Consider the following 23,247-nt stretch of genomic DNA (forward strand, 5'->3'; position numbering starts at 1 on the left):
CCCCCCCCCCCCCCCCCCCCCCCCCCCCCCCCCCCCCCCCCCCCCCCCCCCCCCCCCCCCCCCCCCCCCCCCCCCCCCCCCCCCCCCCCCCCGCGACCACCGGTCCACCGTGGTCCCCGGAGCGGTCCAGGGGACTATCGCTGCCGGGCGGCCGGTCAGGGCGCCGAGTGGACCTCCAGGGCGGTCCGCACCGCGGATTCCAGGGCTCCTTCGATCCAGGCCGGCTTGATGGAGGTGTGGCAGCCCGCGAAGTGCAGGTTCCCCTCGGCCTTGCGGACGTGCGGGAAGAGCTCGGTGTGCTGCCCGGGCAGCAGGACGGAGGCCTCGCCGTACGCGTACGGGTCGCGCATCCAGGACTGGGTGCGTCCGACGCCGGTGTAGAACACCTCGATCCGCTGCCCGAACACCTCCTGGACGCCGGCGAGCGCCCGCGGGTAGCGCTCCGCGTCGTCCAGGGAGTCCCACTTCAGGGCGTCGTCCGACCAGCTGTACGAGGCGAGCACCACGCCGCCCGGGCTGCCCTCGACGGGGTAGGAGGGCTGGAACATGAACCGGTTGGGGTTGTCGGTGGCCGAGCCGCCTCCGATGACGTGGGCCGCCTCGGGCTGGTCGCGGGAGGTGGCGCGGCAGGCGGCGTAGTGGGCGCGCTGGGCCTCGGAGATGTGGCCCTTGGGTACGGAGGGGTGGGCGCCCAGCAGGATCCCGTCCGCCGGGGTCCGCCCGACCTGGTAGTTCCGGTACAGGCCGGGCTTCACGGCCTCCAGTTCGCGCTTCCAGTCGGCCTCGTCGAACTCCCACCAGCGGCGGCTGAACTCCAGCAGCACCTTGGTGGCGGCGTCGTAGTGCAGTTCGGTGATCGCGCGCCGCTTTCCGTAGGAGAGGGCGGGCGCGACCGGGATGTGCCGCAGTCCGGAGAAGGGGACGGTGACGATGGCGGTGTCACCGGTGAAGCTCTCGCGCTGCACGGCTCCGTCGCGGCCTTCGGAGACGGTGTCGATGGTGACCTTGCCCTCCCCGTGGGTGATCCGGGTGGCCCGGCGGTCGAGCCGCACGACGTCCTCGACCCGGGCGTAGAGGGCGTCGGCCAGGGTGGCGGTGCCGCCGGGCAGTTCGAAGAAGGCGGTGTCGGGGCTGATCAGCGAGGCCCCGATGAAGCTGTGGATGAAGGCGAGGTGGAGTCGGGAGGTGAGGTTCTCGACGGTGCCGATCAGGTCGATCGTGCGCTCGTCGAGCCCCGCCTCCTCCGTCAGGTAGCGGTACATCGACATGTGGCCGTAGCGCTGGATGACGTGGGCCCAGCCCTCGACGAGCGCCTTGTCCTTCTTGCCCTCGATCTCCTTGCGCACGGGGGCGAAGGCATTGCGCACGATCTGGGCCGCGGGCAGGGACTCGTAGGCCGCGGGGACCCCGAAGGAGCGGTTGAGGGCCTGCGGGCCGCGCGCGTAGTCGGCGCGGCGGACCCGGATGCCGTTGACGAAGATCCACGTACGGTAGGCGGGGCGGCCGGAGCCGTCGATGTCGACCAGGTGGAAGCGCCGGCGCTTCAGGCCGAGGCTGTCGATCAGCCCGGTGACCAGCGGGTGGCTGTCGGGGATGCGCATGGCGCCGGCCTCGGCGTACTGCTTGGGGTCGGCGAAGGCCGCTTCGGACTTCTCGTGGCCGCCGGTGCGGAAGGTCTTGATCCGGCCGCCCACCCGGTTGCCGTTGGCCTCGATCACGGTGACCTGGTGGCCGGCCTCGCGCAGCAGGTGGGCGGCGGTGAGCCCGGCCGGCCCAGCGCCCACGATCAGCACCTTCTTGCGGCTGCGGGACCGGGGCAGGCCGGTCTTCAGGAGGACCTCCGCGTAATGGGGCACCAGGGGCTGGTCGTCCTCGTCCCGTACGAGGATCGCCCGGGCGATGGTCAGGCAGGTGTCCCAGTCGGGGCGCGCGGAGCCGGAGGGGGCCTGCGGGGTCCCGGCGTTCGCGGCGGCGACCGACAGCGCGCCGGCGCCCGCGACGGCGACGGCTCCCGCGATGACGGTCCGGCGGGAGGGGCGCCGGGCGGACGCGGACGCGGGCGCCGTCGCGGCGGTGCCGGGCGCGGGGTCGTCCGCGGGGTCGGGCGTGGGGGAAGAGTCCGTGATCATGGGTCAACTCTCGTTGCCCGCCCATGGCCCGGACGCCGAAAGCGGCCCGGGCGGGAAATGATCACCCGGACGTGCGGGGCGGTCAACCCGGCGCTGACGAACTGGGTTTCGCTCCCGGAACGGCGGCGCGGGGCCGGTCAGCGGATCCCGCGCACCCGTTGGCTCGTGAGTTCGTACCGGGCGCCGACGACGGCGAGCTTCCCGGCCGCGACCCGGGCCGCCAGCTCGGGCTCGGCCCCCAGCCGCGACCGCACCAGGCGCACGTTCGCGGTGATCGCGGCGTCGATCCGGGCCGCTCCCCGGAGCGTACGGTCGATCGCCGGGTGGATCTGGTCGACGAGGTACTGCATGTGGCCCGGGAGCGGCGGTCCCCCCTCGTCGGCCTGGACCGCGGCGGCGACGGCCCCGCACGACTGGTGCCCGAGGACCACGATCAGCGGGATGCCGAGCTCCAGGACCCCGTACGCGATGCTGCCGAGCACCGCCTCGTCCAGGACCTCGCCCGCCGACCGCACGGTCAGCAGATCGCCGAGGCCCTGGTCGAAGACCAGCTCCGGGGGAACGCGGGAATCGACACAGCCGAGGACGACGGCGAACGGGTGCTGCCCGGCGACCAGGGTCCGGCGCACCGTCCGCGTCTGGTCGGGATGGCGTTCGTGGTAGGTGCGCCAGCGCGCGTTGCCCGCCACCAGGGCGCCGAGCGCGGTCTCGGGCGAGGTGGGCCGCGACGCCGCCGCTCCCGCGGCGCGGACGACGCTCGGGGTCCCGCGGGAACCGGACCCCAGCCCGGCGCCCACCGCCACCGCACCGGTCAGCAGCGCCCGCATCACCCGGCGCCTGCCCGGGGCCTCGTGTCGTGGGGACATGCCGGATCCCGTCGTCCGCCGTTCCTGACCCTTCACACGCGGGTCCAGTCTCGGCGCGCCCACACGGTGCCGCAATCGGGGGCCGGGCTTTCAGTCGTGTGGCTCAGTCGTGTCGCTCGGTCGCGTCGCTCAGTCGTGCGGATCGGCGGGGGTCGTTGCGGGTCAGCGCAGGTCAGTGCAGGTCAGTGCAGGTCCGACCGCGCGGGGGTGTCGTCGAGGAAGCCGCCCGACTGGTGCTGCCACAGCTTCGCGTAGGCGCCCTCCGAGGCGAGCAGTTCCTGGTGGGTGCCCTGCTCGATGATCCGCCCGCCGTCGAGGACCACGAGCTGGTCCATGCCGGCGACGGTGCTCAGCCGGTGCGCGACCACGAGCGCCGTCCGCCCTTCCATGAGCCGCCACAGCGCTTCCTGTACGAGGATCTCGCTCTCCGAGTCCAGGGCGCTGGTCGCCTCGTCGAGCAGCAGGATCGGCGCGTCGCGCAGGATCGCCCTGGCGAGGGCGACCCGCTGGCGCTGTCCGCCCGACAGCTTGACCCCGCGCTCGCCGACCATGGTGTCGAAACCGTCCACGAGCCCCTCGGCGAACTCCGTGACGTGCGCCGCCTCCGCCGCGCGGCGGATCTCGGCCTCGGTGGCGTCCGGCCGGGCGAACGCGATGTTCTCCCGCAGCGTGCGGTGGAACATCGCCGGGTCCTGCGGCACGTACGCGATCACGCTGCGCAGGTCGGCCTGGGACAGCCGGCTGATGTCCTGGCCGCCGATCAGGATCCGGCCGGCGTCGACGTCCGTCATCCGCAGCAGCAGCCGGGTGAGGGTGGTCTTGCCCCCGCCCGACCGGCCGACGAGCCCGATCTTCGACCCGCTGGGCACGGCCAGGTCGAGGCACTCGAAGAGCGGCTTTCCGCCCCCGTGGGCGAAGGTGACCCGCTCGAAGCGGACATCGGCGGACCCGGCGGCCCGCAGCGGTTCCGGCGACACCGGGTCGAGCACGGTCGGCGGCGTCAGCAGCAGCTCGGTGAACTGCGCGGCCTCCGTCATCGAGCTCTCCAGACGGCGGTAGATCTGGTTGAACTCGAACATGATGCGCGTGGCGCTGGAGTAGTACGCGAAGGCGACCACGACCGCCTCCACCCCGCGGCCGCTGCCGGCGAGCGCGATGGCCAGCAGCAGGCCCAGCGCGTTGGTCAGGACGGACATCGGCGCGACGATGGTGTCGATGCGCAGGTTGCCGTAGTCCCACGAGCGCAGCGTGAGCCGCCGCGACTCGGCGACCCGCGAGCGGTGTTCGGCTGCCTCGCGGGCCTCGGCGGCGAACGCCCGGACCGTGTCGATGTTCATCAGGCTGTCGGCGACGTGGCCCGAGACGCGGGCGATCGCCGCCTCCCTCTGGACGACGAGCGCCTGGCGGCGGCGGATCAAAGGGGCCACGCACAGCGCCGTCAGGACGATCGGCACCAACAGGGCCACCACGAGGAGTGGTTCGTAGTGCCACAGCACCACCGATCCGAAGATCAGCGGTACGAACCTGCCCACGAGCGAGAACGTCAGCGTGTCGACGAACTCCTCGAAGCGGGAGGCGAAGCTCAGCACCCGCTTGGTCAGGGACCCGGCGAAGTTGTCGTGGAAGAACGCGGCGTCCTTGGCGAACAGCTCGTCCATCCCGATCACGTACAGCTGCTCGATGCCGCGGGCGTCGAGCCGGTTGAGGCAGTGCAGTCCGAGGCGCCACAGCCCTTCCGCGAGCAGCAGGACGGCGGCGAATCCGAGGACGTAGGGCAGCATCGGGCCGATGTCGAAACCGGTGCCGGCGGCGCTGCCGGTGGCTTTCCCGCCACCCTCGGCGATGCGTGCGACGAGCTTGGCGACGACCAGCGGCGCGATGTAGTCGATGCCGATGTTGCCCAGCGCCGGGAGCAGCATCGCGGGAACCGTCAGCCATTTGAGGCGGGCCAGCTCCCGTCCGTAATAGCGAAGGGCGAGGAGCACCGGGCCCCTGCCCGGCGAACCTTTCCGCGATTCAGGCAATTCCATCCCAACCCTGCTTTGCCGGACCTACAGGACAGGATTGGCAGTCTCCCGCGCCGGCACCCGCGCAGTCCAAGCGTTTTTCGCCTAACCGCCCCCCAGCACCGCGGGGGTGGGGCCACCGGGACGGACGGTGAGGCCGTACACGGCCCGGGCGGGGAGGGAGCGGAAACGCGGGACGTACGCGGGCAGCAACCGCTCCAGGAGCGCGGTCGACTCGCGGAGGGCGAACTGCAGGCCGAGGCAGGCCCGGGGCCCGATGCCGAAGGGGAGGTAGCCCCCCGGGTGGGCGGGGCGCCGGCCGGGGGTGGTGAAGCGCCCCGGATCGAACCGTCCGGGGTCCTCCCACAGTCCGGGGTCCCGGTGCGTGAGGTACGGGCAGACGATGACGTCGGTGCCGGCCTCGACCTCGTACCCGGCGAGGACGTCGTCCTGCGCGGCCCAGCGCGGCAGGATCCACGCGGAGGGGTAGAAGCGGAGCGTTTCGTTGACGAGCGCCTGGACGGCCTGCCGCCGCTCGGGTGACCCCTCGGCGCCCGCGGCGAGGGCCTGCTCCCGCGCCCGCGGGTTCCGGTCCAGCAGGAGATAGAGCCAGGTCAGGGTGGTGGCGGTGGTCTCGTGACCGGCGACCAGCAGGGTGACCAGCTCGTCGCGGATCAGCCTGTCGGTGTACTCGGGGCGCGTTCCGGCCGCGTCCAGCAGGACGTGGAGCAGGCCCGGGCCGTCGGGTCCGGCCTCGCCCGCGCGGGCGGCGGCGATGGCACGGGCCGCCATGGCGTCGATCCCCGCCAGCTCGGCGGAGACGGCCTCGCGGGCGGCGGCGCCGTCGGAGGGCAGTTGGGGCAGGGCGGCCACCACGGTGGGTACGGCGGCCAGTTCACGCTCGGTGGCGGGGTCGAGGGGGTGCCCGGTCAGGGAACGCCAGATGGTGTCCAGGGCGAAGCGGCGCATCTCCTCGCCGACGTCGAGGACCTCTCCGCTGCGGGCGTACGCGGCCCAGCGCGCCGCGGTGGTCCGGGCGGCCCCGGCGATCCGCTGCTCGTACCGGCGCATTCCCGGGCCGGTGAACTGCGCCTGCAGGAGCTTGCGTTGCCGCCGCCATGCCTCGCCCGTCGCGGCCAGGACCCCGTCGCCGACCAGCAGCCGGGCGCGGTGCGAGCGCTTCACGTACCGGTCCGGATGGAGCGCGAGCACGTGCTGCACGGCCGGGGCGCCGGTGACCAGCACGGTCGGGCGCGGCCCGAGCCGGAACGCGGCGATCCCGCCGAGCCGTTGGCGGGCCTGGGCGAAGAGGTCGATCAGTTCCCCTCCCCCGTCCCGCCACTCCCCGACGAGGCCGGGGTCCAGCTCGGGGACCCGGTGACCGCCGGAGGACGGACGCGGAAGGGGGCCGGGGCGGGCGTGGGTGGCCACGGGCGTGCTCCTGTTCGGCGGCACCGGGTGCGGTCATCACGCACTGTAAGGGAGCGGCCGCGCCGGGCGACACCCCACCTCCGGCCGGGGAGCGGGGTCCCGTGGGGGCGGGCGAGGAGGCAGGCAGGCGGCGGCCGGCAGCCGGGGCGCCCCCACGAGCGGGTTCCGGCCGAACTCCGCCGGAATCCGGCTGCCGTTCGCCTGGCGTATGCGCCATCGTCACGCCAGGCTCCCCCTCCGGTACCCCGGGCGCGCTCTGCTGAGGGCGCTCAACCACCCTCAACCGCAGAGGTCGTTCCCGCCATGGCAGAACTCAACCGCCGCCGCTTCCTGCAGCTCGCCGGTGGCGCCACCGCTCTGACGATGCTGAACGACAGCATCGCCCGCGCCGCCGCCATCCCCGCGCAAGGCACCACCGGCACCATCGCCGATGTCGAGCACATCGTGGTGCTCATGCAGGAGAACCGTTCCTTCGACCACTACTTCGGCGCCCTGCGCGGCGTCCGCGGCTTCGGCGACCCGCGCCCGGTGACCCTGCCCAGCGGCAAGTCCGTCTTCCACCAGTCCGACGGCACGAAGGAGACCCTGCCCTTCCGCCCGCCGTCCGACGACCTCGGCATGGAGTTCCTCCAGGGCCTGAACCACGACTGGGCGGGCGGACAGAGCGCCTTCAACAAGGGCAAGTACGACAACTGGGTACCCGCCAAGACGGCCACGACCATGGCCCACCTGACGCGCGAGGACATCCCCTTCCACTACGCCCTGGCGGACGCCTTCACCATCTGCGACGCGTACCACTGCTCGTTCATCGGCTCCACGGACCCCAACCGCTACTACCTCTGGTCGGGCCACACGGGCAACGACGGCAAGGGCGGCGGCCCGGTCCTCAACAACGCCGAGGCGGGCTACGGCTGGACCACCTACCCGGAGCGGCTGGAGACGGCCGGGATCTCCTGGAAGGTCTACCAGGACATCGGCGACGGCCTCGACGCCGCCGGCTCCTGGGGCTGGATCAACGACGCCTACCGCGGCAACTACGGCGACAACTCGCTGCTCTACTTCGACAACTACCGGGGCGCCAAGCCGGGCGACGCGCTGTACGAGAAGGCCCGCACCGGCACGAACGCCAAGGCCGGCGAGGGCTACTTCGACCAGCTGCGCGCCGACGTCGCGGCCGGCACCCTCCCCCGGATCTCCTGGATCGCGGCCCCCGAGGCGTTCAGCGAGCACTCCAACTGGCCCTCCAACTACGGCGCCTGGTACATCTCGCAGGTCCTGGACGCCCTCACTTCCAACCCGGACGTGTGGGCCCGTACCGCGCTGTTCATCACCTACGACGAGAACGACGGCTTCTTCGACCACGTCGTCCCGCCGTACGCCCCCGCCAGTGCCGCCCAGGGCCTCTCGACCACGCCCACCGCCCTGGACGTCTTCCCCGGCACGCCCGGCTACGTCGCCGGACCGTACGGCCTGGGCCCGCGCGTGCCGATGCTCGTGGTCTCCCCGTGGAGCACCGGCGGCTACTCCTGCTCCGAGACCTTCGACCACACCTCCGTCATCCGCTTCATGGAGCAGCGGTTCGGGGTGACCGAGCCGAACATCTCGCCGTGGCGCCGCGCCGTCTGCGGTGACCTCACCTCCGCCTTCGACTTCGCCCGCAAGGACACCGCCCCGGCCCCGCTGCCCGACACCGGCCTGTGGTTCCCGCAGGACCGCGAGCGCCACCCCGACTTCCGGGCCACCCCGCCGGCCGTGGGCGTCATGCCGCGCCAGGAGAAGGGCCTGCGTCCCACGCGTGCGCTGAAGTACGCCCCGTACGTGGACGGCGCGGCGCTCGTCGCGGAGGGCAAGTTCCGGCTGACCTTCAGCGGCGGCCCGGCCCTGGGCGCACAGTTCTACGTCACCTCCGGCAACCGCACCGACGCGCCCTGGACCTACACCGCCGAGGCCGGCAAGTCGATCGGGGACACCTGGAACACCGCGTACTCGGCCGGGGTCACCGACCTGACCGTGCACGGCCCCAACGGCTTCCTGCGCGGCTTCCGCAACCCCGGCACCACACCCGGCCCCGAGGTCACCGCCCGCCACAACGCCGCCACCGGGAACCTGGACCTCACCCTCACCAACGCCGGGGCGTCGACCGCCACCCTGACGGTCACCAACGCCTACGGCGGCGGGCCGAAGCGCCTGACGGTCGTCAAGGGCGCGACCGTCACGTACAGCGTCCCGCTGAAGAACACGCGGCGCTGGTACGACGTGACGGTCACCGCGTCCGGGGCCCCGGACTTCCTGCGCCGCTTCGCGGGCAAGGTGGAGACGGGCGCGGCCGGCCTGTCGGACCCGGCGATCCTCACGGACCAGTCCTCCTGACGCCCCGGCGGTCGCGGGCCGGCCGGCGCCGGCCCGCGTCAGCCGATGGCCATCACGACCGGACCGCCGGAGCGGTCGACCCGGGCCGTCCAGCCCGGGGAAAGCCGCAGTGACCGGGACGGGGACACCGGGCCCGCGACCCGCCGGCGCCACAGCGGCCGGCCGTCCTGGTGGACCGTCACCACCGGGGCGGTCAGCGGCTCCCCGGACCGCAGCAGCAGCGGCCGCCCGGTGGTGCCCGTGATCCGGTTCGGCGTCACCCACAGGAGCGGGGCCCGGACCTCCAGCGGAGGGCCGGGCTCCGGCCAGGGGGCGCCCGCCAGGCGGGCCAGTACCGGGGCGGCCGCGGCGGCACCCTCCCCGGCCGCGGTGGCCGCGCGTTCGATGCCGTGGAGGGCGTTGCCGACCGCGAAGACGCCCGGCGTCGCGGTACGGAACGACGCGTCCACACCGGGCCCCCGGGTGCCGGGGTCCAGGGGGATGCCGCCGCGGCGGGCCAGCTCGTGATCGGGGATCCAGTCGCCGGTGAAGACCACCGTGTCACAGGCGAGGACCCCCGGCCGGCCGTCCCGATGGCGGACGGCCACGCCGGTCAGCCGGCCCCGGCCGCGCAGTTCGCCCACCGCGGTCGCCGTGAGCAGCGGCACCCCGGGTACGGCGGCGGCGCGCGGGCGCTCCGTGACCATCGCCACCACGTCCGTACCCGCCCGGCGCAGGGTGCCCACCGCGTGCCGGGCCACCGGCTCGGCGCCCACGACCACGGCCCGCCGGCCGACGGGCAGGCCGTACCGGTGGACCGACTGGAACAGCTCGCCGGTGGTGAGCACTCCCTGCGGGCGGGAGCCCGGCACCAGCCGGGCGCTGCGGGGGCGCTCCCGGGCGCCGGTGGCGAGGACCACGGCGCGGGCCGTGATCCGCTCCAGGCCCGCCGGGCTCGTGGTCTCCAGGGACAGCGGTCCGGCCCAGCCGGTGGCGGTGACGCCGGTGCGGACGGCGGCCCCGGCGGCGACGGCCGCCCGCACCGACCGCCGCGCGTACTCGGGCCCCCGCAGCCAGGGGCGCGGGGCCCGGCCGAAGCCGCCGTGGTGGAGGTGGCGCGGCATTCCGCCCGCCTCCGGCTCGCGTTCCAGGACTTCGACCCGCCCGGCGCCCGCCTCCGCCAGCCGGGCGGCCAGGGCCAGTCCGGCGGGGCCGGCTCCGACGACCAGCACGTCGACCAGCACCTCGACCGTACGGTTCACCGGCGGGACTCCTCGAACAGCGCGCGGACGGCGGCCCCGCAGTGGAAGCCCTGGCAGCGGCCGCCCCGGGCGCGCGTGCGCCGCCGCAGGCCGTCCACCGAACCGGGCGGGACGGTCCCGGCGAGCGCGTCGCGGATCTCCCCGCGGGTCACGCGCTCGCAATGGCAGACGATGCGGCCGTACTCCGGGTCCGCCGCGATCAGCGCCGCGTCACGGTAGGGCCGGGGGAACGCCTCGCCGAGGTTCGGCATCCGCACCGGCTCCAACTCCCGGGCGCCGGCCACCGGCAGGCCGCCCTCGGCGAGCAGCTCCACCACGTGGGCGGCGATCGCCATCGAGGCGGTGAGCCCGGTGGACCGGATCCCGCCGACGGTCACGTACCGCTGCCCGGGATGCGCCCGGATCGCGTAGTCCTCCTGTCCGGTGGCCGCCCGCAGCCCGGCGTACACGGCGGTGACCTCCTCCTCCAGGAGCGCGGGCAGGATCCGGCGGCCCTTCTCCCGCAGCAGCGCGAGCCCTCCGGCGGTGGACCCGGTGGCGGTCTTGTCGTCCAGGTCCTCGGCGGTCGGCCCGAGCATCACGTTCCCGTACACGGTCGGCGTCACCAGCACCCCCTTGCCCCGGGCGTCCGGCACCGGCAGCAGGATGTGGCGTACGAGACCGCGGGCGAGTTCGTCGAAGACGATCAGCTGGCCGCGCCGGGGCGTCACGGTGAAGTCCGCGTGCCCGAGGAACCGGTCGACATCGTCGGCGTACAGGCCCGCCGCGTTGACCAGGTGCCGGGTGCGCAGCGGGCCGCGGCCGGTGGCCAGTACGTGCGGATCGCCCGGGGAGACCGACCGTACCGGGCAGTTGAGGTGCAGGTGGACGCCGGCTCGGACGGCCTGTGTCGCGTACGCGAGGGTGGTCGTCCAGGGGCAGATGATCGACTCGTCGGGCACGTGGAGCGCGCCCAGCACTCCGGCCCCGAGCTGCGGCTCGCGGGCCCGCACTTCCCCGGCCGGGAGGATCCGGGCCGCGCGGTAGCCGTTGCGTACGGCCTTCTCGGCGAGCCCCGGCAGGGCGGCGAGCTGCACCTCGTTCCAGGCGACGAGCAGTGCCCCGAGCGGTTCCACGGGGATGCCGCTGTCGGCGGCGTACGAGGCGAGCAGCCGCCGCCCCTCCCGGACGAGCCGGGACTCCAGGGAGCTGGGCACGGCGTCGAAACCGGTGTGGAGGATGGCGGTGTTGGCCTTGGAGGTGCCGTTGCCGACGTCGTCGGAGGCGTCGACCAGGGCGATGCGCAGGGGGAGCCGGGCCAGTTCGCGGGCGATGGCCGAGCCGACGACGCCGGCGCCGACGACCGTCACGTCGTAGGCATCGCGCTCGTCGTAGGCATCGTGCTCATCGTGCGCACCGCCGCCGGGCAGCGGGCCGCTGGTGGTGACGGTGACGCCGGCGATGCCTGGGGTGCCTGGGGTACCGGAGGCGCCCGGGATGACCGTCATGCCGGGCCGTCGAGAAGGGCCGACACCGCCGTCCGGAACCGTGCGCGGCGCTCCGCCGCGTCGGCCGCGCCGGCCCTCGGCTCGTAGACGGCGGACGGCTTCCACTCCGGGACGGCCTCGTGCACGGTGAGCGAGGGGTCGAGCCCCAGCCGGGCGACCGCCCCGACGCCGAGCGCGGTCGCGTCCGGCAGGGCCGATACCTCGACGGGGATCCGCAGCAGATCGGCCTGTGCCTGCATGAGCAGCGTGGACCGGGTCAGCCCGCCGTCGACGCGCAGGGTGGCCAGGGGCGCGCCGAGATCGGCGGCGACCGCGTCCGCGAGCTCCGCCACCTGGGCGGCTATGCCGTCGCACAGCGCGTGCACGAGGTGCCCGGCGGTCGTGTCGAGGCCGAGGCCGGTGACCGAACCGCGCAGGTCGCCCCGCCACCACGGGGCGGCGAGCCCGGCGAGTGCGGGGACGAAGGTGACGCCGCCGGCGTCCGGGACGCTGCCTCCCACGACGTCGATGTCCGCGGCGCCGGAGATCACCCCGAGGTCGGTGAGCCACCGCACGGCGGAGGCGGCCGTGTACACCTGTCCGTCCAGGCAGTAGCTGGTCTGCCCGCCGAGCCGCCAGGCGACGCAGCCGACCAGCCCGGAGGTGCTGCGCCGGGGCAGCGGGCCGGTCTGCGCGAGGAGGAACGCCCCTGTTCCGTAGGTGCACTTGGCGGTGCCGGGCTCGGTCACGCGCTGGGCGAGCAGCGCGGCCTGCTGGTCGACGAGCAGTCCCGTGAGCGGCAGCGGGGGCCCGAACGCGGTGGTGACGCCGACGTGGGCGTCCGCGTCGACGACTTCGGGCAGCCGCTCGCCGGTGAGGCCGAATGTGTCGAGTGCGGCCGGTGACCAGTCGACGGTGTCGAGGTCGAGCAGCTGGGTGCGGCCCGCGGTCGCCGCGTCGGTGACGAAGGCGCCGCCGGTGAGCCGGTGCACCAGCCACACGTCGCTGGTGGTGACGACTCCCTGCCGGGTGAGGCTGCGGCGTATCCAGGCCATCTTCGGCGCGGCGAAGTAGGGGTCCAGCGGCAGTCCCGTCCGCTCCCGCAACGACTCTGCGTGCGGGGCCAGTTCCGTGCACAGCTGCTCGGCGCGGCGGTCCTGCCAGACGATCGCGTCGGTCAGCGGCTCGCCGCTCGCCGGGTCCCACGCGAGCACGGTCTCGCCCTGGTTGGCCAGGCCCACCGCCACCACCGGTTCGCCGGCCGCCGCGAGGGCGGCGCGGCCCGCGTCGAGGACCGAGTCCAGCAGCTCGCGGGGGTCGGCCTCCACGCGGCCGCCCGGCAGGTACCGGGGCCGCACGGGGGCGGAGGCGGAGCCGATGACCCCGCGTACGGGACAGATGACGAGGGCCTTGGTTCCCGACGTGCCCTGGTCCACAGCGAGCACCGGGCCCGTCATCACCACTCCGTCCCTGGTATCGGCATGCGTGTGAGCGTCGCCCGGAAGCCTTCACCAGCGGACGTCGCCCGTCAAGATCCGTCCGTGCGGGCGGCGATCGCCCGGCCACTCAGCTGACGCGAATTCATATGCCGTCGGTGGCTTGATCATTGCATTTGAAAGGTTCCATGAACCAAGCGCTCACACTCGATCTATAGTGATCGCCGATCACCAGGCGTGAAGGCCATGCGAGGCGAGGACCGATGACCACGACGACCGCAAGACGCGCCCGTCCCGGCCGCCTGTCGACCGGGACGAGGTGATGGCGGGCGGCGACTTCCGGCCCGTCTACCACCCCGCCGGCCACGACAACGAGCTGCGCGTCGCGGTACAGGACCTGCGCACCGGCCGCTGGGTGTCGATGGCCCAGTTACTGGACCGGACGGACGGCTGGGGACTGTGGACCCAGCGCACCCAGGTGCTCGCCGCCGTCGCCGCCGGCTCGGACGTGGTCCAGGCCTGGCGCGCCGAGGAACCGCGCAGCGTCGCCGCGTCCGTCATGCACACCCGTGTCGTCGTGGAACGGGCCGTCCGCGCCCACCGCGCACGCCACCCCCGCACGCGCGAGCTGTGGCGGGAGGCGTGGGAGGCCTGCCGTGACACCGCCGAGGCCAGCCCCGCCGACCCCGTGCCGTGGGTCTGCCTGCTCGCCCTCGCCTCCCTCGACGAGCACCGCTCGATGGACGAGCACCGGCTCCGGGCGCCCGCCGTGATGCTGCCCGCCGGCCCCTGGGGCATCCTCGCGCAGGCCGACAAGCGCGATCCACACAATCGCGAGGCGTACCACCGGATGCTCCAGTTCGTGTGCGCGGGCACCCCCGGACCGCTCACCGAGGCCGCCAACTTCGTGCACTGGGCGGCCGGTTCGGCATCGCCCGGATCCGCCGTCCACCTCCTGCCGCTCTATCTGAGCATCGAGCGCTACCGCCGTGAGCGCGGCCAGGAACGGGCGCTCGACCTGCACTGGGTCGCCGAGGAGTCCGTCCGTGACGCCGGCCACGCCCTGGACGCCTGGTTCCGGTACGCCGACCTGCGCCGCGCCTCCCCGCTGGACCTGAACCACCTCGCCCACGCCCTGTGGGGAGCCAACCGGTTCGACGAGGCGGCCCAGGTCTTCGACGTGATCGACCGGTACTGGACCACGCTGCCGTGGGCCCACCGGACCCGCGACCCGGCCGACCAGGAACTGGCCGTGGAGGTCTTCCTGCAGGCCCGGTCCCGCAGCCTCGCCGGCCGGGACTGACCGCCGCTCCCCCGAGGCCCGCGGCCCCGCTCTCCAGCTCTCCCGCTCTCCCGCTCTCCCGCGGCCCGCCGACTCACCGCCCCACCCCCCGCTCCCCGTCCCCGCGCTCCACGAACCCCCCGGAGGTACCTCCCCATGTCCCGAACCGCGCCGACCGTCCGCCAGGACCGCAAGGCCCCGCCCCGGCAGGACGAGGAGGAACGACTCAGGGAACTCGGCTACCAGCCCGTCCTCGCCCGCCGGATGGGCGGCTTCGGCAACTTCGCGATCAGCTTCTCGGTCATCTCCGTCCTGTCCGGCTGCATGACCCTGTACGGCTTCGGCCTGGGCACCGGCGGTCCGGCCGTGATGATGTGGGGCTGGGTCGGCGTCGGACTCTTCGTCCTCTGCGTGGGTCTCGCCCTGGCCGAGGTGACCAGCGCCTACCCCACCTCGGGAGCGCTCTACTACATGGCCGACCGGCTCGGCGGACGCCGCTGGGGCTGGTACACCGGCTGGCTCAACCTGCTCGGGCTGCTCGGCGCCATCGCCGGCATCGACTACGGCGCCGCTCTGTTCACCGGCGCCTTCCTCAACCTCCAGTTCGGCTTCGTACCCACCGCCGGCTCGACCTTCCTGATCTTCCTGGCGATCCTGCTGCTGCACGCCGTGCTCAACCTCTTCGGCGTCCGCCTCGTCAGCGTGCTCAACTCCGTCAGCGTCTGGTGGCACCTGGCCGGCGTCGCCGTGATCGTCGGCGCCCTGGCCTTCGTACCCGACCACCACCAGTCGCCCTCGTTCGTCTTCACCGAGTTCGTCAACGACACCGGCTGGGCCAACCCGTTCTACGTGGCGGCCGTCGGCCTGCTGCTCGCCCAGTACACCTTCTCCGGGTACGACGCCTCCGCGCACCTCTCGGAGGAGACCTCCAACGCCTCCGTCTCCGCCGCCAAGGGCATCGTCCGGGCCATCTGGGTCTCCTGGATCGCCGGGTTCGCGCTGCTCGCCGGCCTCACCTTCGCCATCCAGGACTACGCGGCCGTCCAGGGCAGCGCCACCGGCGTCCCGCCTGCCCAGATCTTCCTCGACGCGCTGGGCTCCGGCGGCGCCACCGCCCTGCTCCTCGTCGTCATCGTCGCCCAGCTCTTCTGCGGCAACGCCGAGGTCGCCGCCGCGAGCCGGATGGTCTTCGCCTTCAGCCGCGACAACGCCCTCCCCGGCTCCGCCCTGTGGCGCAAGGTCAGCAGCCGGACGCAGACCCCGGTCCCGGCCGTCTGGCTCTCCGTCGTCGTCGCGGGCGTCCTGGCCCTCCCCTCCCTGTACTCGGCGACCGCCTACGGGGCCGTGACCGCCATCAACGTCATCGGCATCACCCCGGCCTACGCCATCCCGATCTACCTGCGCCTGCGCGCCGGCAACCGCTTCCAGCCCGGCCCGTGGAGCCTGGGCCGCTGGAGCAAGCCGATCGGCTGGACCGCCGTCGTCTGGGTGGCCGTCGTCACCGTCCTGTTCTGCCTGCCGCAGAAGTCACCGGTCACGATCGACTCGATGAACTACGCCGTGATCGCCCTCGCGGTGGTCCTGGTCCTGGCCAGCGCCTGGTGGTACGCCGCCCGCCGCTCGTACGGAACCCCGTCGGCCTACGGCAACGCCCGCGAGCAGGCCGAGATCGCCGAGGGCATCGTCTGACCCCTCCCGCGCGCGCTGCTCCCGGACACGACCCAGGGGCCGTTTCGGATTCCTCCGGAACGGCCCCTTCTCCGTGACGGCGAGCCGGACCCCCGAAGGCATCGGCGTTGCCCTGGCGGGCGAGAGCCCTGCCCCGGCCGGAGGGAAACCTCACGGCCCGGCCGTCGAACGGCTCTGAGATTGCCAACGCAACGAATGAGACGATCGGTTCGGATAGCGGAGGTGAGGGGCGTGCATCACTCGAAGCCTCCCGAAGAGGGGATGTTCAGTCTAGTTACGTCCGTTTTGAAGGGGTTGAAAGTTGATGGGATCCCTTCCGGGGTAAGTGTCGGGTAAGTGACTGGGGTCACTTGAGGTCGACACTTGGATCTTTCTTTTTGCTATTGCGAATGACTCTTGGGGGTGTTGTGTGCGCGGTGGAACGGGTCGATTCGGCTTCATCGCGAGGGAGCCGGTCGGGATCGGGCTTTCCGTCATGCGCACAGTCTGGGGCGGCGGCCTCAGCCGCACATGAGTACTTGTACTCAGTCGTGTTGGGGCATTCGGTGGCGGTAGCGGAATCTTCACGGGAGCAAGCGCGGGGCCGCTGTGTCCCCGTCGGACAAGCCTTGTGGAGTTGATCAACAGGCGTCTACTGTCCGCAGCGATCACCAGCCAAGTACGAACACGAGGGGGACTGGTGCGCAAAATCGCGCTTCCCGTCATCGCCGCTCTGTCACTGACGCTGCTTCTGCCGCAGCACTCCGTGGCGGTTGCGCCCGCCCGGCAAACGACCGCCCTGGCGGGCGAGATACCCGAGCAGCCGCAGGCCCAGGGCACGCTGTCCACGATCGGCCCGGGTCAGTACTCGACCGAGGACAAGACCTTCCAGGTCGCCGAGAACGACGTGGACGCGGCCCTCATAGGTCGCCGCCACACCGTCGCCGCGCAGCCTGACGGCGGACTCGCCAAGCCCGAGTCCGCGCCCGACACGCGCCCCGAGATGGGTGTCTTCGGCCCCAGTTGGGAGGCCGAGTTCGTCGGCGGCCAGCTCAACCGGAAGCTGGAGCAGAAGGGCGACAGCATCGTCGTCACCGACCTCGGGGTCGACGAGAAGATCACGTACGCGCTGAAGTCGAGCATCGACTACCCCGACGGGGGTGGCGTGAAGAAGTACGCGACCACCGACGGGTCCCAGGTCACGGCGACCTCCAAGTGGAACGACGCCACCGGCACCCTGGTGACGTCCATCGTCGAGGTCCTCGGTGTGGACCTCTCCGCGATCGCCTCGGGCGACGACGCGTTCACCGACGCCGCCGGCAACCCGATCCCGGCCGCGGACCTCAAGCCCACGTACAAGTGGCAGCAGGCCGCGACCGGCACCGACAAGTGGCGGGTCACCAGCGTCGGCAACAACGTCTACGCCACCACGGTGCAGTACGACGCCCAGGGCCGGGTCTCCAAGGTCTCGAACCCCGCCGCCGGCGAGCGGCTCGCGACGTCCACCTCGGTCACCTACGCGGCCTCGACCACCGCCGCCGGCACCTCGTTCGGCGACTACGCGGGCCGGGTCAAGCAGATCACCGTCACCGAGGGCGCCACGACGCAGACCCTCGCCCGGTACGCCTACGACTCCTCCGGTCTGCTGCGCACCGTGACCAACCCGAGCGAGGCCGCCGAGCCGCAGGCCACCTACGCCTACGACGCGACCCAGCGCCTCTCCGACATCAGCTCGCCCAGCAACGGCAGTTGGGACCTGAGCTTCGCGGCCAACTCCGCGGCCCCGACCGCCACCCTCGACGGTGAGGCCGTCCCGACCCCGGGTCTGTTCGTCGAGGGCGACGCCCCGGCCGACGGCAGCGGCCTCACCACCCCGCCGCCCGCCTCTGACTTCCCCGGCGGCGAGATCACCGACCCGACGTCGTACCCGTCGAAGTGCAGCTGGGCGCGGCACTGGATGTACTACTGGAAGACCGGCTGCACCTCCAAGGTGGCGCACTACGGCTGGTACTCGCCCAGGTGGGAGCAGACCAAGACCGGCTACTGGGTCCGGGGCATCAACCACGACCACTGCACCACCGCGCCCGACAAGCCGCTCGGCTACAACTTCGTCCCCGCCTGCGATATGCACGACTACGGCTACGGCCTGATCGGCAACTCGTACAAGGGCTACAGGTACTACCTGTCGCGCAACAAGGGCCTGGCCGTGGACGCCGTGTTCTACAGCACGCTCTACAGCAAGACCTGCCCCGGCTACTTCTGGAAGAGCACCTGCCGCTCCCTCGCCAACACGTACTACGGCGCGGTGACGGTCTTCGGGCGGGCCAAGAACGGCGCGAACGCCACCTGATGACGGGCGCGGGCTCCTGATGTTCCCTCGCACGGCCTCCTGAGGTCCACGCCCTCGGGAGGGGACCGGGCCGGGTGGCGCCGCTGCGGCGCCGCCCGGCCCGGTCTCACCTCACCTCTTCCCCCCATCTCCACGGGTCCGGCCATGCCCGCCCGTCCACGGGCCACGCCAGGCCCCCTGCTCCCCGAGGCACCATGAAGAAGAAGATCTGGGGCACGGTCGTCGCCGTCGCGATGACCACGACCCTCGGCGCGATACCGGCCCGGGCCGCCGCGCCGGCGAGCGTCCCCGACACCGTCAAGGCCGCGGTCCCCGGCGGGGTCGTCGACCCGCCGTTGTACGAGCGGGCCGCCAACGCCGGCACCATCCGCGTCAACGTGCTCACCAAGAGCCGCACGGACATCCCCGAGGCGGCCGCCGCGGGTGAGACGAAGCAGGACTTCGAGTCGCTGCCGGTGGTCACGCTCAAGGTGGACAAGGCGGGCCTGGACCGGCTCGCGGCCCAGCCGGGCGTGGTCTCCGTCACCGAGGACAAGCCGGAGCCGGCGAGCCTGGACGAGAGCGTCCCGCTCATCGGCGGTGACGCGGCGGCCGCGGCGGGGAAGACCGGTACGGGCACCGCGATCGCCGTTCTGGACACCGGTGTCGCCACCCAGCACCCGTTCCTGAAGGGCCGGGTCACGACCGAGGCCTGCTTCTCGCCGATCGATCCGGATCTGGGCGCCACCAGCCTCTGCCCCAACGGCGCCGCCGAGCAGGAGGGTCCCGGCTCCGCCGACACCGACTCCGGGCCGTGCGCGACCCTCACCGCCTGCGATCACGGGACCCATGTCGCCGGCATCGCCGCGGGCAAGGGCACGGGTGTCACCGGGGCCCCGAAGACGGGTGTCGCCCCCGGCGCCGACATCGTCGCGATCCAGGTCTTCTCGCAGTTCAACACCGCCGATTCCTGCGCCGGCGAGGTGCCCTGTGTCGCCAGCTTCCCCAGCGCCCAACTCGCGGCCCTGGAGAAGGTGTTGAAGATCAAGCAGGCGGGGACGCCGGTCATCGCGGCGAACCTGAGCCTGGGCGGCGGTCACTACACGGCCGCCTGTGACGCCGACCCGCGCAAGGCGGCCGTCGACAACCTGCTCGCGGCCGGTGTCGCCACTGTGATCGCGGCCGGCAACAACGGCTACGCCGACGCGGTGAGCGTCCCCGGCTGCATCTCCTCCGCCGTCACGGTCGGCTCCACCACCGACGACGACGAGCTGTCCACCTTCACCAACCGGGGACCGCTGCTCGACCTCTTCGCCCCGGGGACGAGCATCGTCTCCTCGGTTCCCGGAGGCAACTACGCCTCAAAGAACGGCACTTCAATGGCGACCCCGCACGTGGCGGGCGCCTTCGCCATGCTCAAGCAGGCCTATCCCACCAAGAGCGTCGCGGACCTCACGGCCCTGCTGCAGAACAGCGGCCGGCCCATCATCTACACGGGTGCCACCACGTCCCGGATCGACCTCGGCGCGGCGCTCGGCGGCGGCGGCAACACCCCCAAGCCCGTCGGCATGAGCGACTTCAACGGTGACGGCGCCGAGGACATCGCCATCTCCGACACCCAGGCCACCGTCGGCACGAACGCCAACGCGGGCCTGATCCGTGTCGTGTACGGCGCCGGCAAGGGCACCGCGGAGCTCAGCCAGGACCTGGACTGGGTGCCGGGCGGCTCCGAGAAGGACGACTACTTCGGCGAGAGCCTCGCCACCATCGACTGGAACAAGGACGGCTTCACCGACCTGGTGGTCGGCACCCCGAGCGAGGACGTCGGCACGGCCACGAACGCGGGCATGGTCGACATCCTGTACGGCGCCGCGGGCGGCCTGGGCGCGGGCACCCTCAAGGCCACGCACTTCGAGCAGGGTGCGGGCACCGGCGCGATCGCCGCGTCGACGGCCGAGGCGGGCGACCGGATGGGGCAGTCGCTCGCGGCGGCCGTCAACGACGCCGGCCGGCCGTACCTGCTGATCGGCTCGCCCGGCGAGGCCATCGGCACGCTCACCGGCGCGGGCACCGCCTTCTACGTGTACGGCAACACCAGCCTGACGATCAGCCAGGAGAAGCCCGGTGTCCCCGGTGACCCCGAGAAGGACGACAACTTCGGCCTCGCCCTGACCGCGGACGCCAACTACATCGCCATCGCCTCCCCCAACGAGGCACTCGGCACCAAGGCGAAGGCGGGCGGTGTTGTCATCTTCGACGCCAACGCCTTCGACACCGACGGCCGCCCGGCCCCGCTGGCCGGTCTCGACCAGGACAGCGCCGCCATCTCAGGAGACGCCGAAGCGGGCGACCAGTTCGGCTACGCGGTGGCCATCGCGCCGTTCCGGCCCACGGGCTCCCCGGCCCCGACCGAATCGATCCTCGCGATCGGTTCGCCCGGTGAGGGCGTGGTCGTGGGCACCGAGAACCGGCTCAACGCGGGCCGCGTGGTGCTGATCCGGATCAAGGCCGACGGGAGCTGGAGCTACCTCCGCGAGCTGAAGCAGGGCACCGCGGACGACGACGTCTCCGGCACCTCCGAGACCGGGGACCGCATGGGCGAAACGCTGACCGCCGTCAACACCGCCCCGGGCTCGGTGAGCACCGTGGCCTCCATGCGGCTCGCGGTCGGCACGCCCGGCGAGGCGCTCGGAACCGCGACCAAGGCGGGCGCGATCCACACGTTCTCCATGGCCGGATCGGCCGGACCGAACGACCGCTGGATCGAGGCGGGCGACGGCGACGGGATCCCCGGGACGCCCGGGGCCAACCAGCAGCTCGGCAAGAACATCCACCTCACCGCGACCAAGCTGTACGTGGGGATGCCCTTCGGTCCGAACGCCGCCGGTGCGCTGTACGCACTGCCGATGTCCAACGTCACCCAGGGCGGGAAGGTCGCTCCCGTGACCACGTACAAGCCCGGCTCGGGTGGCCTGCCGGCCAATGGTGTGGCCTTCGGGTACTCCGCTCGCTAGTGCTGTGAGCATGCGCAGCCCCGTGGAGCGAGCACGCCGCTCCCCGGGGCTGCGCACGCTTCCCCGGAATCAGCCGCACGTCAGCTGGCCAGAAACTCGTCGAGCAACCTGTCGAGATCAAGGACCTCCTCCCCCACACCCGTGACGGCGTACGACCGCTCCAGAAAGCCCGAGAGCGCGTGGGCCTCCACGAAGAGAACAGCGTTTCCTTGCCTCTCCGCGCTGGGGCCCCGCAGAGCGACGCGGAGCTCATCCACGCTATCCGCCCTGTGGGGGCTGAAGGTGACATCTCCCTCGCCCACCCGTCGATGGAGTCCCTCGGCAAGCATCTGCCTGTCGAAACGCCAACGGGCCAGGGTCGTGGGGCCATCGAAGAACGTGGCCTGGACCACGTACGGGTCCTCGGCGTCATACGAGAAACAAGCACGGAGCGGCACACGGCCCCTCGCCGCGTCGAGGTGGACAGCGATCAGAGCAGACACACAAGACATCGACAGGCCTCCGGGATGGGCTGCACGGTTGCACTCGTCTGCCCGACTTCACCGATGCCACACCGTCCCGATCGAGGGAGCTCAGCCTCCCCCTCCCGTGGAGGGGTGCGAGCCGCGGTCAGCCGGCGGCGGTGGCGCGCACCAGATCGGCGACGACGTCTCCCAGGCGCCCCCGAACTCCACCTGGGCCTGCTCGCCCAGGACCGCGGTGGCGGCTTCCACCACGCGCGGGGGCGATCACCATGGAAGACATGAACGAGCCCTTCGTCGAACGGACCGAAGTGAGGCGGAGCCGGACGCCTCCGGCGGCACCTCGCGCCTACCCTGCTGGTCGGCCGCCAGTCGCTGTGAGAGTCCCTTCCTCAAGGCCATCCGCCCCCGTCGCGGACGAAGCCACCGGGGGCGTACACGGCCGGCGGCCCTTCACCGGCGTCGTCGAAGACCAGGCGCTCGGACGCTGATCTGCCGCACTCCGGTTCAAGACCGGCGGCCGGGGAAGGCGCACAAGGACCGAGTCGAACGCTGGGCGCGAGCCGGCGGCGATGTCCTGCCTGCTCCGACGCGACAGCGGCGCCACAGGGGTGACCGACACCCCCGACGAAGGGAGTGAGTACGATGCGCATCGCGTTCCTGACCGCCCCGGAGGGTGTGGAGGAGGTCGAGCTCACCGTGCCCTGGAAGGCCGTCGAGACGGCCGGCTGGATTCCGCAGCTCGTATCGACCGAGCCCGGACGGGTGCAGGCGTTCAACCACCTCGACAAGGCGAACACCTACCCCGTCGACCACGTGCTGGCCGGCGACACCTCGGACGCCTTCGACGCGCTCGTGCTGCCGGGCGGTGTCGCCAATCCGGACGCACTGCGCATGAACGAACGGGCCGTCGACTTCGTCCGGAACTTCTTCAAGACGGGCAAGCCGGTCGCCGCGATCTGTCATGCGCCCTGGACCCTGGTCGAAGCCGACGTCGTACGCGGTCGGACGCTGACATCGTGGCCCAGCCTGGCGACCGATGTCCGCAACGCGGGAGGCACCTGGGTCGACGAGGAGGTACAGGTGTGCCGTGCGGCTCCGGCGACGCTCATCACCAGCCGCAAGCCCGACGACCTCGACGCCTTCTGCACCACCTTCGTGAAGGAGTTCACCCTCGCCGCGCAGGCGTGACGGCACCCTGCCCGTCCCGGAGCCGGGGCCGCGGTTTCGCGGCCCTCGCCGGAATCTCGTCCCGCTGCGGATGCCCCGGCCGGTCGGCGGGCGGGCAGTGGTGCACGGTGCACTCGTTTGAAGTGGTGGCGGACTGACCGGGGTTCGGCGCCTGGCTCGACGCCGTGGAGTGCACCGCCGGTTGGTGCGCCAGGCGTTGGATTGCGCTTCGCCGCTCAGCGGGTGTTCTCCACCGCGGGGCATGAAACGTTCACGCAGGGCCTGACTCGCGATACGACTGACCCTGGTGCTGGTGTAGTCGCGCAGCCTGACCGGTTCGGCACCGATCCCCAAAAATGATCAAGGGGCCGTTTCGGA

Annotated in this window: 14 protein-coding genes; 6 read left to right on the forward strand and 8 right to left on the reverse strand. The window is 72.6% G+C overall.

Going from position 1 to position 23,247, the window contains the following annotated elements; genetic code table 11:
* Positions 1-155: 155 nt before the first annotated feature.
* The 4 genes from ACZ4VT_RS32660 to ACZ4VT_RS32675 form a co-directional block, all read right to left on the reverse strand.
* Positions 156-2,129 carry a flavin monoamine oxidase family protein gene (locus ACZ4VT_RS32660; RefSeq protein ID WP_467955031.1) on the reverse strand — a complete coding sequence of 658 codons (1,974 nt, stop codon included), beginning with the start codon at positions 2,127-2,129 and terminating at the stop codon, positions 156-158.
* Positions 2,130-2,266: 137 nt separating this feature from the next.
* Positions 2,267-2,995 (reverse strand): carbonic anhydrase, encoded by a 729-nt coding sequence (locus ACZ4VT_RS32665; protein ID WP_467955032.1) that lies wholly within the window; start codon positions 2,993-2,995, stop codon positions 2,267-2,269.
* Between the two features lie 182 nt (positions 2,996-3,177).
* Entirely contained in the window at positions 3,178-5,025 is a 1,848-nt protein-coding gene (locus tag ACZ4VT_RS32670) for an ABC transporter ATP-binding protein (protein ID WP_467955033.1), read from the reverse strand.
* 81 nt (positions 5,026-5,106) lie between these two features.
* The gene (locus ACZ4VT_RS32675; protein ID WP_467955034.1) at positions 5,107-6,432 is read right to left on the reverse strand and encodes a cytochrome P450; all 1,326 of its coding nucleotides are present in this window, start codon (positions 6,430-6,432) and stop codon (positions 5,107-5,109) included.
* 303 nt (positions 6,433-6,735) lie between these two features.
* On the opposite strand from ACZ4VT_RS32675, the gene ACZ4VT_RS32680 reads away from it, so the two are divergent.
* On the forward strand, positions 6,736-8,802 hold the full coding sequence (locus ACZ4VT_RS32680; protein ID WP_467955035.1) for a phosphocholine-specific phospholipase C: 2,067 nt from the start codon (positions 6,736-6,738) through the stop codon (positions 8,800-8,802).
* Between the two features lie 38 nt (positions 8,803-8,840).
* Here the strand turns inward: ACZ4VT_RS32680 and ACZ4VT_RS32685 are convergent, their stop codons facing one another.
* From ACZ4VT_RS32685 to ACZ4VT_RS32695, 3 genes are read right to left on the reverse strand one after another with little or no spacing between them, the layout of a single operon-like run.
* A complete protein-coding gene (locus ACZ4VT_RS32685) occupies positions 8,841-10,043 on the reverse strand; it encodes an NAD(P)/FAD-dependent oxidoreductase (RefSeq protein WP_467955036.1) in 1,203 nt (400 codons plus the stop codon).
* Positions 10,040-11,530 carry an FAD-dependent oxidoreductase gene (locus tag ACZ4VT_RS32690; protein WP_467955037.1) on the reverse strand — a complete coding sequence of 497 codons (1,491 nt, stop codon included), beginning with the start codon at positions 11,528-11,530 and terminating at the stop codon, positions 10,040-10,042. The genes ACZ4VT_RS32685 and ACZ4VT_RS32690 overlap by 4 nt, the downstream gene beginning before the upstream one ends.
* On the reverse strand, positions 11,527-12,966 hold the full coding sequence (locus ACZ4VT_RS32695; RefSeq protein WP_467955038.1) for an FGGY family carbohydrate kinase: 1,440 nt from the start codon (positions 12,964-12,966) through the stop codon (positions 11,527-11,529). Before ACZ4VT_RS32695 ends, ACZ4VT_RS32690 begins: the two co-directional genes overlap by 4 nt.
* A 301-nt stretch (positions 12,967-13,267) precedes the next feature.
* Between ACZ4VT_RS32695 and ACZ4VT_RS32700 the strand changes: the two genes are divergently transcribed.
* From ACZ4VT_RS32700 to ACZ4VT_RS32715, 4 genes are all read left to right on the forward strand, one after another.
* On the forward strand, positions 13,268-14,248 hold the full coding sequence (locus ACZ4VT_RS32700) for a hypothetical protein (RefSeq protein ID WP_467955039.1): 981 nt from the start codon (positions 13,268-13,270) through the stop codon (positions 14,246-14,248).
* A gap of 135 nt (positions 14,249-14,383) precedes the next feature.
* On the forward strand, positions 14,384-15,916 hold the full coding sequence (locus ACZ4VT_RS32705; RefSeq protein WP_467955040.1) for an amino acid permease: 1,533 nt from the start codon (positions 14,384-14,386) through the stop codon (positions 15,914-15,916).
* 679 nt (positions 15,917-16,595) lie between these two features.
* A complete protein-coding gene (locus tag ACZ4VT_RS32710) occupies positions 16,596-18,245 on the forward strand; it encodes a phospholipase A2 (protein ID WP_467955041.1) in 1,650 nt (549 codons plus the stop codon).
* 194 nt (positions 18,246-18,439) lie between these two features.
* The gene (locus ACZ4VT_RS32715; protein WP_467955042.1) at positions 18,440-21,238 is read left to right on the forward strand and encodes a S8 family peptidase; all 2,799 of its coding nucleotides are present in this window, start codon (positions 18,440-18,442) and stop codon (positions 21,236-21,238) included.
* An 80-nt stretch (positions 21,239-21,318) separates the two neighbouring features.
* Here the strand turns inward: ACZ4VT_RS32715 and ACZ4VT_RS32720 are convergent, their stop codons facing one another.
* Positions 21,319-21,720 (reverse strand): SsgA family sporulation/cell division regulator, encoded by a 402-nt coding sequence (locus tag ACZ4VT_RS32720; RefSeq protein WP_467955043.1) that lies wholly within the window; start codon positions 21,718-21,720, stop codon positions 21,319-21,321.
* A 624-nt stretch (positions 21,721-22,344) separates the two neighbouring features.
* On the opposite strand from ACZ4VT_RS32720, the gene ACZ4VT_RS32725 reads away from it, so the two are divergent.
* Positions 22,345-22,890, forward strand: coding sequence for a type 1 glutamine amidotransferase domain-containing protein (locus ACZ4VT_RS32725; RefSeq protein WP_467955044.1), 546 nt, complete (start codon positions 22,345-22,347; stop codon positions 22,888-22,890).
* Positions 22,891-23,247: the final 357 nt, after the last annotated feature.

It is taken from the genome of Streptomyces sp. NPDC029164 (genome assembly GCF_055563995.1).